Origin of the sequence: Halomonas sp. HAL1, assembly GCF_030544485.1 — a bacterium.
In the GTDB taxonomy this organism is placed as follows: domain Bacteria; phylum Pseudomonadota; class Gammaproteobacteria; order Pseudomonadales; family Halomonadaceae; genus Vreelandella; species Vreelandella arctica.
Genome location: NZ_CP130610.1, coordinates 4,099,990 through 4,114,877, shown reverse-complemented (window position 1 = coordinate 4,114,877; position 14,888 = coordinate 4,099,990). Strand labels below are relative to the sequence as shown.

Sequence of the window (14,888 nt, the reverse complement as noted above, 5' to 3'; positions counted from 1 at the left end):
GACCGTCATGGCATTTCATAGCATCAACGGCCGCAGCGTGGCCTATCGGCTGCTCGGCGCAGAAGTGAACCCGCTGGTCGTGCTGGCGCACCCTTTGGGTATGAGCCAGGCAGTATGGGATGACGTGATTCCCGCGCTGCTGCCCCGCTACCGAGTGCTTACCTGGGATCTTCCCGGCCACGGTGCTAGTCAGGCGGTCAGCGGTGTACAAATCACTCCCGCTGATTTAGCCGCTGAGGCTCTGGTATTGGCAGAACTGGCGGGCGCTGAGCGCTTTCACTTTGCCGGTACGTCCATTGGCGGTGTCGTCGGCCAGCAGTTGATTGCCGAGCATGGTGATCGCCTGCTCTCCGCTACGCTGACCAACACCGGTGCGGTGATTGGTAATCCGGATCTCTGGAACACCCGCGCAGGTCGCGTGCGTCTGGAAGGCTTGGCGGCGATGTCTGAAGAGATAGTGCCGCGCTGGTTTGCCCCGGCGGCCTTTGAGGCAAGCCCGGCGCTGAAAGCGGGCTGGTGCACCCAGATGGGCCGTGGTGACGATGAGTCCTACGCACAACTGTGCGAAATGCTTGGTCGCGATACGTTCACCGGAAAGCTCTCAGGTAAGAGCGTCCCTCATAAGTTCAGGGTGCAGCTATTTGGCGGCAGTGAAGATATGGCTACGCCGCCCGCGACGCTGGAAGCCCTGGCGGCAGAGCTAGATGACGCACCGCTGGAGATTTTTGACGGCGTCGGCCATGTGCCTGCGGTAGAAGCCCCGGCGCTATTTGCACAAAAGCTACTCGTCGTGCTGGCAACGGATCTGGGCGATGTGGCCAACCACGGCGTGGCCTACGCTACCGGCCTGGAGACCCGCAAGCAGGTACTGGGTAGCGAGCACGTTGAGCGCTCCACCGCCAATTCCAACAGCCTGGACGCCCCCTTCCAGCAGATGATTACTCGCCTGGCCTGGGGCGAGCTGTGGAGTAACGACGACCTAACCCGCCGCGAGCGCAGCATGATCACCACCGGGATTCTCGCCGCGCTTGGCCGTGAAGAGCTAACGCTGCACCTAAAAACCGCTAAACGGATTGGCCTAACGGAAGCCGAGCTGCGTCAAGTATTGATGCACGTGGCGATTTACGGCGGCGTTCCAGCGGCGAATCACGCCTTTGCTCTTGCCAAGGAGCTGGGTTGGGGCGAGTAGCAAATCAAAATAATTGATAAGAGGTAACGGGCGATGACCCACGACAATAAACGCTTTGTGGCACGCGACCGCAACTGGCATCCGCCTGCCTACGCGCCGGGCTATAAAACCTCGGTGGCGCGTTCGCCCCAGCAGGCGCTGGTAAGCATGCAGCAACCGACCGCATCCGAACTGACCGGCCCCGATTTTAGCCACCTGCGCATGGGGCCCCACGATAATGACCTGCTGCTGAACTTCCGCCAGGATTCAAACCAGGGCAGGCTCCCCCAGGGTGAGCGAATTATCATGTTTGGCCGGGTGGTCGATCAGTTCGGCAAGCCTATACCGCACACCCTGGTAGAGATGTGGCAGGCCAATGCAGGCGGCCGCTATCGGCATAAGAACGATAAGTATCTGGCACCACTGGATCCCAACTTCGGCGGTGTAGGTCGCTGCTTGACCGATGAGCAGGGTATGTACCGTTTCCGCACCATCAAGCCCGGCCCTTACCCGTGGCCCAATGATATGAACAGCTGGCGACCCGCGCATATCCACGTATCGGTGACTGGCCCTTCGATCTCTACCCGACTGATCACTCAAATGTATTTTGAGGGCGATCCGCTGATTCCCCTGTGTCCCATCGTGCATACCCTGAAAGACCCACTTGCGGTTGAGACGATGATTGGGCGGCTCGATATGGCTCACAGCAAGCCGATGGACTGTCTGGCCTATCGCTTTGATGTGGTCGTACGCGGTGAGCTGCAGACCTACTTTGAAAATCAATAGCTGAAAACCAATAAGGGCAGGTAATACATTATGAATCAGCCTAATAGTCAGCCAACCAGCGAATTGATGCTACGGGAAACCGCCTCGCAAACCGCTGGCCCCTACGTGCATATTGGCCTTGCCCTCGCCGCTGCCGGTAACCCCGTGCGGGATGAAGAGATCTGGAATGAGATGGCTAAACCCGACGCCGAGGGTGAGCATATCGAAGTGGTCGGCATTGTCATCGACGGCAACGGCGACCTAGTTCGCGATGCTTTCGTGGAAGCGTGGCAAGCCGATGCTAACGGCGACTACCAGGCCGATTACGACCTGAGCAAGCCATTTAATAGCTTTGGCCGTACCGCCACCACCTTCGATCACGGTAGCGAATGGTCGCTAACTACCATCAAACCCGGCGCGGTGAAGCACCCCAGCGGCCAACTAATGGCCCCGCACATTAACCTGACGCTGTTTGCCCGCGGGGTGAATATTCACCTGCAAACACGGCTCTACTTCGATGACGAAGCTGAGGCGAACGCTCAGTGCCCGGTGCTAACACGCATTGAGTCACCAGCACGCCGCCAGACCCTGATCGCCAAGCGCGAAGAGGTCGATGGCAAGGTGCGTTACAGACTAGATATCCGCCTGCAGGGCGAAGGCGAAACGGTGTTTTTTGATTTCTAGCCATAGCATTGGCAAGCTATATAAATTAAGGAAAAGCGTTGCTCTTTGGAGCAGCGCTTTTTTTATTCAGCTTCGACCATGGTCGTGACGAAATCTTGGAAAAATCTAACTTTCTACTACCATTGTGCCTTTCTAGAAGTGCTATAGAACATCAACACTAGCTGAACGCGGTAAGACGTCTATTAAAGGTGCTTTCAGGTGCTTAAACATAGACGAATGTCGATTAGCTCTACGCTTCATAGTGAACTAATGTAGTAGCTTAAAGCGAACTACTATTCGCTATACGAACTTACAATAATCCAAAAAAGTCCTGGAGGCCTCCTATGAAAATGACCTTATCCCGGTGTGTTTTGGCGGCAGCGATTGCTGGCCTTACCGTCAGTTCGGTGCAGGCAGAAACCACGCTACGTATGGCACATTTTTGGCCTGGTCCTTCAGGCGTTAACCAAGATGTTTTGCAAGCATGGACGGATACCATTGCTGAAGAGTCTAATGGCGATTTGACGATTCAGATGTTCCCGGCAGGCACGTTAGCCAAGCCGGACTCCATCTATGAGGCCGCCGCCAACGGGATTGCCGATATCGGCGCCACCGCCCAGGGCTATACCGCTGGCCGTTTCCCGCTATCACAAATTGTTGAACTGCCAGGGGTGGCTTCAACGGCAACGCAAGGGGCGTGTGTGCTTCAAACGCTCTACGACGACGGCCACTTAGATAGCGAATACGAAGATACCCGTCCGCTGTTTATGTTTACCACTGGACCTGGCGGCATTCATACCATCGATACCGATGTGCAAACGCCTGCGGACCTGGAAGGATTGCGTATTCGTCGCCCCACTGCCGTCGCGGGTGAAATGCTTGAAAATATGGGCGCAAGCCCGGTGGGCATGCCTGCGCCTGATATTTATACCTCCATGCAGCGCGGCGTTATTGATGGCCTGAGCTTCCCTTGGGAAGGCCTGAAAGGTTTTCGTGTTAATGAGCTCGTCAGTTACCACACCGAAGTGCCGTTCTACACGCTGATCTTTGTCGCTACCATGAACCAGCGTGCCTATGACGGTCTGACCCCCGAGCAGCAAGCCGTTATTGATGATAACTCCGGCATGAAATGGGCTGAAAAGGCCGGTGAAGTGTTTGATCGTCTAGATGTGGAAGGAAAGCAGGAAGCGGTTGATGCGGGCCACACCATTCGTGAAATCGAAAACCCGCTTCAACATCCTGACTGGCAAGAGCCGCTCGAAACCGGTATCGAAAACTACCTAACGCAGTTGGAAGAGCGCGGTTTGAGCCAAGCCCGCGAGGTGTATGAGGCTGCACTGGCCGCTAGCGAGTCTTGTGGTACCCAAGAGGGATAAGTTTTCATGCAGTCTACTCCCTCTTTTCAACAACTCCTCTATCGGGCCAGCCATTGGCTGGCCCTTGTGTGTCGCTTGGTGGCGGGTGTCGCACTGATTGGGCTTTTGGCGGTGACCATTGCCGATGTCAGTACTCGCTATCTTTCCCGGCTAACGGAAGGCGCCATTGCGTTGCGTGTTTCCGGCAGCGTTGAGTTGGTTAGCTATTTGATGCTGTTCGCGCTATTGGCGGCGATGGCCGCTAATGTCGAGAAAAGCCAAGTGGTGGTGGAAGCTTTCTCGCACCGCTTACCCCAGGCGATAAAAAATCGTATCCAAGGTCTTTTTTTGCTTGGCTTTACGGCGCTGGGGCTGATCCTGTTTATGGGATTACTGGACTCTGCTGCTGCCGCCACGCAGTACGGAGAAGTCACTCAAGATCTGCGCTTGCCCATGGGCCCTATTTTCCAATTGGCAGCGGTGCTCAGCTTACTGCTGGGGTTGCGAAGTTTTATGCATGCGCTGCTGGGCATGATCTATGCCACAGGTGAGGAGGCGGCTCATGGGGAGTGAAGCGATTGGCGCCATCGGGCTAGGGCTTTTATTGGTATTGATGATTCTGCGTGTGCCCGTTGCCCTCACGATGCTGATCGTGGGCGTGGTGGGCTTTGCGCAAATCATTAGTTGGGACGCAGCCGTTGCGCAGTTAAAAACAGTGCCGGTAGAAGTGCTCTCTAACTACAGCTTTAGTGCCGTACCCATGTTTATCTTAATGGGCGTGCTGGCAGCCCATTCGGGCATGGCCGGTAAACTGTTTGATTCAACGCGGGTCATTTGCGGTGGCTGGAAGGGAGGCCTAGCGATTGCAGCGGTGGGCTCATGCGGTATCTTCTCGGCGATTTCCGGTTCCTCATTGGCAACAGCCAGTACCATGACCCGGGTAGCGTTGCCGGAGATGGAGCGCTATGGCTACAACCGTGGCTTGGCCACCGGGGCGCTTGCTGCGGGCGGCACGCTGGGTATTATGATTCCGCCCAGTATTGCACTGCTTATCTACGCCATCCTTACTGAGCAGTCCGTGGGCGATATGTTCATGGCGGGTCTGATCCCTGGCCTCTTGGGGCTAGTGATGTACTCCCTTACCGTTACCGTGGTGATGTGGTTGCGCCCCTCACTTGCGGTGGCCGGTGAGCCTACGGCTTGGAAAGAAAAACTGCTCTCTCTCACCGGCTTGGTGCCCTTTTTTGGCGTTTTCCTGGTGATGATTTTAGGCATCTATTTTGGTGCCTTTACGCCAACAGAAGGGGCTAGTGTCGGGGCGTTCGCCACGCTGCTTTACGCCCTGGTAAAAGGAATGCGCGGTGCGCAGCTATGGGCCAGCGTCCAAGAGACCTTGGCGCTCTCTGCCGTGGTGTTCTTTATGCTGGTGGGGGCGGAAACGCTGGGTTATTTCATCTCAGTCTCGCGCATTTCGTTCTCTATTACCGACGTGCTCTACGGCATGGATCTCACGCCACTCGTCGTCGTGCTGTGCATCCTGGCGCTCTACTTTGTGCTGGGTATGTTTATGGACTCCATCGCGATGCTGGTGATCACCGTTCCTGTGGTGTATCCGATCATTCAGGCGATGGGCATCGATCCAGTCTGGTTCGGTATTTTGACCGTACTGACGGTAGAGCTGGGGCTGATGACGCCACCGGTGGGGATGAACGTGTTTGTGATTAAAGCGATGGCGCCGCATGTTGGGCTAGGTGAGATTTTTAAAGGCGTCGCGCCGTTCGTGGTCTCTGACTTACTACGCCTAGCGTTGCTCATCGCTTTCCCCATCTTGAGTACGATGTTTCTGCTGTAGGCTTTTTTACTACAAGGAGTTAAGGCCATGTTCACCACTCAGCTATTGTCGGCGGGCCAATCAACCGCTGCTGAGCAAACGGCCACCTTTACCCGCGCGAATCCTTTAAGCGGTGAAGTGGTCACCACCGCTGCGGCGGCAAGTGTCGGTGATGCGAACACGGCAGCGGACGCCGCAGGCAGGGCGTTTGAAGCATGGTCAAAAACGGGCCCAGGGGAGCGGCGCGCCAAACTGCTTAAAGCAGCTGAGCTAATGGAAGCACGTCAGGGTGATTTCATCGATCGAATGGTGGAAGAGACCGGTGCCACGCTAGGCTGGGCAGGGTTTAACGTTAAAGTGGCGGCCGATGTATTGCGTGAAGCCGCGGCGTTAACGACGCAAATCCAGGGCGATATCATCCCCTCGAACGTACCTGACAGTATGGCGATGGGCGTGCGTGTACCTTGTGGCGTCGTGGTGGGCATCGCACCCTGGAATGCGCCGATTATTCTAGGTACGCGAGCCATCGCTACGCCTTTGGCCTGCGGCAATAGCGTTATCTTGAAAGCTTCCGAGCAGTGCCCAGCGACGCACCATTTGATTGGTGAAGTGCTACAGGAAGCAGGGTTTGGCGATGGTGTCGTCAATGTGATTACCAACGCACCGGATAACGCCGCTGATGTCGTAAGCGCGCTGATTGCTCACCCTGCGGTACGCCGGATTAACTTCACTGGCTCCACCGGTGTAGGCAAAATCATTGCCGAGCAAGCGGCCAAACATTTAAAGCCTGTGCTACTTGAATTGGGTGGTAAGGCGCCTTTTTTGGTATTGAATGATGCGGATATAGACGCGGCCGTGGACGCAGCGATTTTTGGCGCGTTCTTTAACCAAGGCCAGATCTGCATGTCCACCGAGCGGGTGATTGTCGATAAACAAGTGGCGGATACTTTTGTAGAAAAATTTGCCGCGCGGGCTCAGGCGCTAAAAGCAGGCGACCCGCGTGATGAAAGCAACGCGCTCGGCACGTTAATCAATACACAGTCAGGTGAAAAACTAAATAGCCTCATCGATGACGCAGTGACTCAAGGCGCCCGCTTAGCCGCGGGTGGCAAAGCCGAAGGCGTGGTGATGCAGGCCACGGTCATTGATGGCGTGACCAGTGCTATGCGGCTGTATAGCGAAGAGTCGTTTGGCCCGGTTGTGGCGGTGATTCGCGTTAATGGTGAAGAAGAGGCAGTGCGCATCGCCAACGATAGCGAGTACGGTCTCTCATCGGCGGTGTTCAGCCGCGATAGCGCACGCGCCATGAAGGTGGCAGGCCGCTTACAAACGGGTATCTGCCATATCAACGCTCCCACGGTACACGATGAACCGCAAATGCCCTTCGGCGGCGTCAAATCCAGCGGCTACGGACGCTTTGGCGGTAAAGCAGGCATCGAAGAATTCACCGAACTACGCTGGATGACGATGCAGCTGGGGCCACGGCATTATCCTATTTAGCGATGTGGTTAACCGCCGTTTGACGCAGCCGAAACTCACGTGGCGAAAACGCTGTATTGCGCTTAAAAAAGCGCGTGAAGTAGGCGGGTTCAGAGAAGCCTAAGCTGTCAGAGACTTGGCCTATGGTCATATTGGTATAGGTAAGCTGACGCTTGGCTTCTAGCAGTAGGCGCTCATGCAACAGCTGCAGGGCGCTGCGACCGGCGATTTGGCGGCACAGCATATTCAAGTGTGCGCTACTCACTCCTACCTGCTCGGCTAACGCTTCAATACTGGGCTGCTGACGGTAGTGTGCTTCGACCAGTGCCTGATAATGCTCTAAATGTTGCCGCCCCGTGTCGCGCTGGCGCGGGCCATAACGTTTCGCGGGAGTATCAGCAGCACTTAGGCGCGATAGTTCGACCACTAAGGCTTGAATAAGTGCTTCGAGCAGCCTGTCTCTCCCTGGGGCAGGCTGGCGGTACTCCTGGTCGATCTGCGACACCAGCGTGGCAATGCGCGCTGGCTGGTTTCCCCCCCTTTGGCTCGAAAGGGGTAGGTGATAAAAGTCGGCTTTTTTAAGCGCGCTGCTCTCACCCATGAGGCTATGTAAGTGGTCTGCCAGCGGTTTGGCCAGGGTAATAATGTGCCCTTGTACATCAGGCGAGAAGCGGAAGCCGTGAATCGCCATCGCGGGCACAATAATCGCGACGATACCCTGTAAGTGATGGCTCGTTCCCTCCAGCGCTAACTCAACGCTTCCTTGGCTAATAAAGAGAATATGCACCAGGTCGGCGTGACGATGCGGGCGAATAAGCCAGTCATGTAGCCGGCTGCGCTCGGGAATCGATTCGCAGTGAAGCAAGTCGGGTGTCGGCCAGTGCTGGGTCTCGCCATAGAGTTTAAATACCGGAACGGAGGTTGCCGATGAGGTGGCCATCTACTGCATCTCCTTTACGACTAAGGTGGGGTGATAAAGCGCTAAATGTCCAATAATTGATCTAAATCATGCCTTATTATGCGGCGTGTTTCATTGAAAAATACAACTTATAAGTTTTGGACAATGATAATGAAGAGGCACTCCTTATGAAGACCCAGGTCGCGATTATTGGCGCAGGCCCTTCTGGCCTCTTGCTGGGCCAGCTACTCCATCGCCAAGGCATCAATAACGTGATTGTTGAGCGGCGTAGCGGTGAGTATGTATTAAGCCGTATCCGCGCCGGTGTGCTGGAGCAGGGCATGGTGGACTTGCTGCGCGAGGCGGGTGTTGACCAGCGTATGGATAAAGAAGGATTACCCCATGACGGCTTTGAGCTTGTGTTCGACAACCGCCGTGTGCGAGTCGCCCTGGACGAGCTAACCGGCGGCAGTAAAGTGATGGTGTACGGCCAAACCGAGGTAACACGGGATCTAATGGAGGCGCGCGAATTCGCTGGTGCAACAACGCTTTATGAAGCAGAAAACGTGCAGCCCCACGAGCTGGAGAGTGACAGCCCCTATCTCACCTTTGAGCACAAAGGCGAAACGGTCAGGCTCGATTGCGACTATATCGCCGGTTGCGATGGCTATCATGGCGTCTCCCGCCAGGCGATTCCTCAACACCGCATCAAAGAGTTTGAAAAGGTGTATCCGTTTGGTTGGCTCGGCGTGCTCTCGGATACGCCACCGGTGTCTGATGAGTTAATTTATGCGCGTCACGAGCGCGGCTTTAGTCTTTGCAGCATGCGCTCTGCCACCCGCAGCCGCTATTACCTCCAGGTGCCGTCAGATGAAAAAGTGGAGAACTGGTCTGACGAACGCTTTTGGGAAGAGCTTAAGCGCCGCCTGCCCGATGAAGTGGCCGAAAAGCTCGTTACCGGACCGTCGATCGAGAAGAGCATCGCGCCGCTGCGTAGCTATGTCGTCGAACCAATGCAGTACGGAAGGTTATTTCTGGTCGGCGATGCGGCGCATATTGTGCCCCCCACCGGCGCCAAAGGGCTTAATCTGGCGGCTAGCGATGTGAATACGCTCTATCGCCTGATGGTGAAGGTTTACCGAGAAGGGCGTACGGATTTGATTGAGCGTTACTCGCAAACATGTCTGAAACGCATCTGGAAAGCTGAGCGCTTCTCCTGGTGGATGACCTCCATGCTGCACAATTTCTCTGATGAAGAGGATTTCAACAGCCGTATGCAGCTGGCCGAATTGGATTACGTCACCAGCTCGACCGCCGGGTTGACTACGATTGCGGAAAATTACGTGGGCCTGCCTTACGAGTCGCTTGAATAGTCTCTACCCCCTTGTCCATTTATACTTCTTGCCCAGGCTGACGCTTGGGCTTTTTGTGTTTCTTACTTGCCGCCTAGCACGCTGTTGCCCATGCTCTTAATTGAAAGAAGTAGTACTGAGTGTTGGTTAAAACGAAACGCTAGGACGTCGACAAAATGACAAAATTTTTCCAGGAATTTCGAGAGTTTGCGGTAAAAGGCAATGTGGTCGATATGGCGGTGGGCATCATCATCGGCGGGGCGTTTACGCTGATTGTGCAGAGCCTGGTGGCGGATGTGATGAACCCGCTGATTGGCTTGTTGGTGGGCGGTGTGGATTTTTCCAATCTGTTTGTAGTGCTACGCCAAGGGGCGGTGGGTGGCCCTTATGCAACGTTGGCGGATGCACAGGCAGCAGGGGCGGTAACGCTAAACCTTGGGCTGTTTATCAATGCGGTGGTGAGTTTTACGATCGTCGCCTTTGTCGTTTTTCTATTGGTGCGTACTATCAATCGGTTAAAGCGCGAAGAGGCTGTGGCACCCGCAAGCCCTACCGAGCAGCCTTGCCCTTACTGTTTGATGGTGGTGCCGATTAAAGCCACGCGGTGCGGCCACTGCACGGCAACGCTGTCTAAGCCAGAGGCAGTTGAAACAATGGTTGATACGCCGTCTGCCGCCCCACCTGCAAAGTAAGTGATAGTGGAAGAGTAACCCAACGCAAAAGGGGGCCGTTCATTATGAACGGCCCCCTTTTGTTTTTTCGAACCGCGTTGTTACGCTCTTTTCTTAAGCGTTTTGCTGTCTGTGTGTTTATTAGCCGGACTTTTGCTGTCGCTAGCATCGCTAGGTTGCGGCAGCGATGGCAGCGATTTAGCCAGCATCTCAACGCTATGGCGGTAGTAGAGCTGGCTCTTATTATGCTCACCAAGGCTTGCATAAAGGCGCGCAAGCTCAGCACAGACTTCGCCATTGGGGCGTTGACGTTGGCTGGCCTCGAAGTACTCAAGCGCCTTTTGCCACTGGCCAGTGCGCAACGAGAGACGACCACAGGCGAGCAGTAGCTCGGGGTCATTGGGGCGTTCTTGCAGCCACTTCTCCGCTTTAGCTAACTGACGCCCTGCGTTTACATTCAGCAGACCGTAGCGTTTTACTAAACGCGCGTCCCAATGATTATCCAGTGAGTGGTTGAGTAAGCGTTCGGCAATGGGTTCTTCGTTGGCTTGAATCAGCGCTTCGGTGTAGAGCACGATCAGCTCGGTATTGCCGCGTAGGTAGTCGGGCATATCTGCCCAAAGGCTGCGCACGCGCTCAATGTTGGTTGGGTTTTGGGCTTCAAACACGATGAGCTCGCGATAGGCCTTAAACTCCAACTGCTCGCGCTCTTGCTGAGTAATTAGCTTCTGCGCCGCTAGGCGTGGAATCAGGCGCCGAAGGCCTTCCCAATCGTTGACGCTCAAATGCACCTGCTTGAGCAGCTTGAGCACCTGCGGGTGGTTGGAGAGCTTCTTATCTAGACGATTAAGAATCGCCAGCGCTTCTTCCGGCTGCTGACGTTCAATCATCATTTGCGCCTGCATCAAGCCCACCGCCGTATCAGCACCTTCGGTGGTTAACTGCGCTTGATTCAGGTGCTCCTGGGATTTCGCGTGGTGGCCCTGGTAATGAGCGGCCAGCGCTGCCGAGAGATAGTTCACCAACGGTGTGCTGGAGTCGTCGGCGGCATTCATAAGGGTTTTTTCCGCCTTTTTCCAACGACCTTCCGTCAGCGCTACTAAGCCACGCACGGTGCGCTGCATGGCGCGGCGGTTCCGGGCACGGCTGTTCCAGCTGCGAAAGTGCCCCATGGGGCGAATAATGCCGCTGAGTAAACGCAGGACAAAGTGCAGCACAATAAACGCAGCGAAGAGCAGCACCAAGCCAAACCAAAACGAGGTTTGGATGGAGGAGTCACCTACCCGGATGAGCCAATAGCCGGGCACCGACATCATCAGGTGCCCAAACAGAGCGCCGACGGCAAGGCCCGCGACAATAAGGAGGACAAGCTTTCTCATGCATCACCTCCGCTTTGGCCACGCGTCTCATAGCGGTTCTCGATAAAGCGTGCCAGTTCCTGCTGAGAAGCGCTGATATCCGGCAGCTCCGGTTTAACCTCGGCTTGCTGTAGCTCCTCTAGACGAGTAATAACGCTTTGCGTCTCTTCGCGAGTGGTGTCGTAGTAGTCGTTTAGCAGCTGTAGCGCTTTATCGATACTCGCATCATAAAGCTCTTTTTCTTCATTGAGCAGGGCTAGCTGAGTCTGCTCCAGTACTAAGCGCAGGCTTTGGCGCAGGTAAGACTCTTGCTCCGGGGTAATCAGTGCTTCCAGGGCTTCGTCGTGATGGCGAACCACCACCAAGTCTTTGAGCTCTTCACCGAAACGCGCTAGCTGGCGCTGGAACGTGCCGGTAGGCGGCTGCTCGATACTCGACGTTACCGCCTGCTCTTCAATTTCTTGCGAGAGACGCAGTTCAGAAATGCGCTCCTGCTGCGCATTCAGTGCTAGGTAGAGCCCTGTACGGTCAACCTGGGGCACGGCGTCAAGCGCGGCTAGCTCATTGGCAATCGCTTCGCGAACGGGGGTCAGCGCGGGGTTATCCGCATCGACCAAGCGTGCATCGGCAGTGCGCAGTAGCGCGGCGGCGCCATCAACGTCGCCTTCTAGCTGCAGGCGTTGGTTGGCTAGGCGTAGTAGATAAGCGGCTTCGGCATGCAGCCATTCCCGCTCGTCGGTGTCCTGCTCTTGTGAGAGCTGGTCAAGCACTTGGCCCAGCGTCTCGTCGACATCACTACGGTAGCTGTCAAACTCACTGCGCAGCTCTTCCATGGTGCTTTGAGTTGCTTCATTGCGCTCCGCTTCACCGCTGTCTAAACGCGACTCAAGGTCGCTGACTGCCTGTTGCGAAGCGCTACCTTCAGCCTGTTGCGCCAGTTCGTCGAGGCGTTGTTGCTGGCTTTCCAGACGCTGCCAGCCTTGCCAAGCAACGAGCGCTAAGGCAATGGCTAAGATAAGTACCAGGGCGATGGCGAGACCGCTGCCCTTTTTACCGCTATTCCCACCGCTACTATTTCCACTACCACTGTTTCCACCACCACTATTTCCACTGCCATTGCCCGCGCTGCCAGCCTTGCCGGTAGCAGGTTTTGCAGCAGTGGAACCTGAAGAAGCGTTAGCAGTGGTGCTTGAAGGGCTTGGTGCAGCCGCGCTCGGAGAAGCTGTGCTGCTGCCTTTAGCCGCGCTGGAAGTCGTCGTCGGCGTTGCATCCGCCGGTTTTGCCCCCGCCTGTGAAGTGCCGGTCACGGCAGGGTTCTTTTCTGAGGCGCTGTTTGAGGTGCTATCTGAAGAGCTAGTAGCAGTTGAGCCCGTATTCTGGGATCCTTTTCCACGCCGCCGTGAACGACTATTTTTAGCCCCACTATTAGTAGACGGTGTTGCTGAGCTAGACGGGGGAGACTGCGTGCTAGGCTCAGTGGCGTCGGTAGTGGAAGCTGCTTTGTTAGTCGTCGTAGGGACGCCTTGGGAGGCATCGGCGGACGTAGGTTGTACATCGTCCTGATCGTTTACTTGTTTGCTCATCTGTCGCTAGCCCTTAGTAAGTTCCTTGATCGACATCGGCACCCTGTGGGTCGCAGGTCTCCAACGCCGCTATCAACGCAGCTGGCGTTGCTCCGGACGCCACCTTGAGGTTACAAAACCCCAGTATGCCAGCCAGTGTAGCCAAACGGCGACTGGAAACGATTAGCGGTTGGTTCAAGGCCGCCTGATTACACCATTTTGCCAGATGTTCCAGCAGTTCGCTGCTGGTGACGATCAACGCCCGATAATTACCTGAAAAAAGGCGCGCCTGCTGAGCAGGTGCTAGAGCATGAAAGGTGCGCCGATACACGGCAAGGCGCGTCACCTTTGCACCCCGCTCGGCAAGCGTTTCAGCGAGCAGGGGCCGGCCGCCTTCACCGGCCACCAGTAGAACACGCTGATGCGCTAATTGCTGCAGCGATGCAAGCGCCAGCAGCGCTTCGCTGGTATCTTCGCCCGCGGTGGGTGAATGCACATGGACGCGGATTCCCAATTGATCGTAAAGCGTACTCGCGGTGGCGCTGCCAACACTATAGTAGTCAATTCCCACCGGTAGCTGCGGCCAGAAGCGATCCAGCGCCTCACTTAAGCAGGTGGCAGCAAAAGGGCTGATGACAATTATCTTACGGTACTGATCAATATCCAGCCAAATTTGCCGCATGGCGGTGTCTTCTGGCAGTGCTTCAAGCTGCATCACATTGAGTGATTCAACGCTTTCGCCCTGGTTGCGCAACGCCGCCGCTAACGCTTCGCCGCGTTCCCCTGGGCGGCAGATCAGTACCGGTTGGCTCATATTTCGCGGCCGTAAACCTCTGCCAAAATATCGCCAGCGCCTTGGTCGAGCAGCTCTTCGGCAATGCGAATACCCAGCGCTTCAGGTTCATGCATCGAGCCTCGCCCTTCGGCGCGTAGCACTTCTGTACCCTCAGGGTTGCCGACCAGGCCGCGCAGCCACAAGGTTTCATTATCCAGGTCCAGCACCGCATGGCCCGCAATAGGCACTTGGCAACCGCCTTCTAAGCGCGTGTTCATGGCCCGCTCTGCACGCACGCGCGTGGCAGTATCGGCGTCATCCAGCGGCGCCAGTAACGCGACGAGTTCGGGGTCATGCAGACGGCATTCGATACCTAACGCGCCTTGGCCGCAGGCGGGCAAGCACACTTCCGGTGGAAGCGCCTGAGCAATGCGCTCATCCAAACCCAAGCGTTTAAGGCCCGAGGTTGCCAGAATGATGGCGTCGAATTCGCCCGCATCTAGCTTGGCCAACCGCGTTTGCACATTGCCGCGTAGATTAAGAATTTGCAGGTCAGGGCGGGCTTCTCGCATTTGCAGGCCACGGCGTAGGCTGGCTGTACCAATACGCGCCCCTTCTGGAAGCTCATCAATGCTAGAGTAGTGGTTGGATACAAATGCATCAGTTGGGTCGGCGCCCTCTAGAATGACCGACAAGCCCAGTCCTTCAGGAAAGTGCATCGGCACATCCTTCATGGAGTGAACGGCAATATCGGCGCGACCGTCCAGCATAGCGTCTTCCAGTTCTTTGACGAACAAACCCTTGCCGCCAATCTTTGAAAGCGGCGTATCAAGAATTTTATCGCCCTTGGTTGAAAGTGCTACAAGCTCGACTTCCAAGCCACTGTGCTCCGCCATTAAGCGGTCGCGAACGTACTCAGCCTGCCACATAGCCAGTTGGCTTTTACGCGTGGCAATGCGCAGTTTGGTGATAGATAGCACGTTATTCTCCCTAATACCGCAGACACGGCGA

General features: G+C 55.8%; 14 protein-coding genes. 9 read left to right on the top strand and 5 right to left on the bottom strand.

Annotated elements, in window-relative coordinates; translation table 11 throughout:
* Positions 1-7: 7 nt before the first annotated feature.
* From Q3Y66_RS19125 to Q3Y66_RS19095, 7 genes are all read left to right on the top strand, one after another.
* The gene (locus Q3Y66_RS19125) at positions 8-1,189 is read left to right on the top strand and encodes an alpha/beta fold hydrolase (RefSeq protein ID WP_008956488.1); all 1,182 of its coding nucleotides are present in this window, start codon (positions 8-10) and stop codon (positions 1,187-1,189) included.
* Between the two features lie 33 nt (positions 1,190-1,222).
* A complete protein-coding gene (gene pcaH, locus Q3Y66_RS19120) occupies positions 1,223-1,954 on the top strand; it encodes a protocatechuate 3,4-dioxygenase subunit beta (protein ID WP_008956489.1) in 732 nt (243 codons plus the stop codon).
* A 30-nt stretch (positions 1,955-1,984) separates the two neighbouring features.
* Positions 1,985-2,617: a protocatechuate 3,4-dioxygenase subunit alpha gene (gene pcaG / locus Q3Y66_RS19115; RefSeq protein WP_008956490.1), complete on the top strand. Its 633-nt coding sequence runs from the start codon at positions 1,985-1,987 to the stop codon at positions 2,615-2,617.
* A gap of 323 nt (positions 2,618-2,940) precedes the next feature.
* Positions 2,941-3,972 carry a TRAP transporter substrate-binding protein gene (locus Q3Y66_RS19110; protein ID WP_008956491.1) on the top strand — a complete coding sequence of 344 codons (1,032 nt, stop codon included), beginning with the start codon at positions 2,941-2,943 and terminating at the stop codon, positions 3,970-3,972.
* A gap of 6 nt (positions 3,973-3,978) precedes the next feature.
* Complete coding sequence (locus tag Q3Y66_RS19105; RefSeq protein ID WP_008956492.1) at positions 3,979-4,524, top strand: TRAP transporter small permease; 546 nt, start codon at positions 3,979-3,981, stop codon at positions 4,522-4,524.
* Positions 4,514-5,803: a TRAP transporter large permease gene (locus Q3Y66_RS19100; protein WP_008956493.1), complete on the top strand. Its 1,290-nt coding sequence runs from the start codon at positions 4,514-4,516 to the stop codon at positions 5,801-5,803. The genes Q3Y66_RS19105 and Q3Y66_RS19100 overlap by 11 nt, the downstream gene beginning before the upstream one ends.
* Positions 5,804-5,830: 27 nt before the next feature.
* Positions 5,831-7,282 carry an aldehyde dehydrogenase gene (locus tag Q3Y66_RS19095; RefSeq protein WP_008956494.1) on the top strand — a complete coding sequence of 484 codons (1,452 nt, stop codon included), beginning with the start codon at positions 5,831-5,833 and terminating at the stop codon, positions 7,280-7,282.
* Here Q3Y66_RS19095 and Q3Y66_RS19090 read toward each other — a convergent pair.
* Entirely contained in the window at positions 7,275-8,201 is a 927-nt protein-coding gene (locus Q3Y66_RS19090; RefSeq protein ID WP_008956495.1) for a helix-turn-helix domain-containing protein, read from the bottom strand. The genes Q3Y66_RS19095 and Q3Y66_RS19090 overlap by 8 nt on opposite strands.
* Before the next feature lie 146 nt (positions 8,202-8,347).
* Here Q3Y66_RS19090 and pobA point away from each other — a divergent pair, with 146 nt between their 5' ends.
* Both pobA and mscL read left to right on the top strand, forming a co-directional pair.
* Entirely contained in the window at positions 8,348-9,532 is a 1,185-nt protein-coding gene (pobA, locus tag Q3Y66_RS19085; RefSeq protein ID WP_008956496.1) for a 4-hydroxybenzoate 3-monooxygenase, read from the top strand.
* Between the two features lie 155 nt (positions 9,533-9,687).
* Positions 9,688-10,203 carry a large-conductance mechanosensitive channel protein MscL gene (gene mscL, locus Q3Y66_RS19080; protein WP_008956497.1) on the top strand — a complete coding sequence of 172 codons (516 nt, stop codon included), beginning with the start codon at positions 9,688-9,690 and terminating at the stop codon, positions 10,201-10,203.
* Between the two features lie 80 nt (positions 10,204-10,283).
* Here the strand turns inward: mscL and Q3Y66_RS19075 are convergent, their stop codons facing one another.
* The 4 genes from Q3Y66_RS19075 to hemC form a co-directional block, all read right to left on the bottom strand.
* A complete protein-coding gene (locus Q3Y66_RS19075) occupies positions 10,284-11,561 on the bottom strand; it encodes a heme biosynthesis HemY N-terminal domain-containing protein (protein WP_008956498.1) in 1,278 nt (425 codons plus the stop codon).
* Complete coding sequence (locus Q3Y66_RS19070) at positions 11,558-12,847, bottom strand: uroporphyrinogen-III C-methyltransferase (RefSeq protein ID WP_303319514.1); 1,290 nt, start codon at positions 12,845-12,847, stop codon at positions 11,558-11,560. The genes Q3Y66_RS19075 and Q3Y66_RS19070 overlap by 4 nt, the downstream gene beginning before the upstream one ends.
* Before the next feature lie 289 nt (positions 12,848-13,136).
* Positions 13,137-13,916, bottom strand: a complete 780-nt coding sequence (locus tag Q3Y66_RS19065) for a uroporphyrinogen-III synthase (protein ID WP_008956501.1) — start codon at positions 13,914-13,916, stop codon at positions 13,137-13,139.
* Positions 13,913-14,857 carry a hydroxymethylbilane synthase gene (gene hemC, locus Q3Y66_RS19060; RefSeq protein WP_008956502.1) on the bottom strand — a complete coding sequence of 315 codons (945 nt, stop codon included), beginning with the start codon at positions 14,855-14,857 and terminating at the stop codon, positions 13,913-13,915. The genes Q3Y66_RS19065 and hemC overlap by 4 nt, the downstream gene beginning before the upstream one ends.
* Positions 14,858-14,888 lie beyond the last annotated feature (31 nt).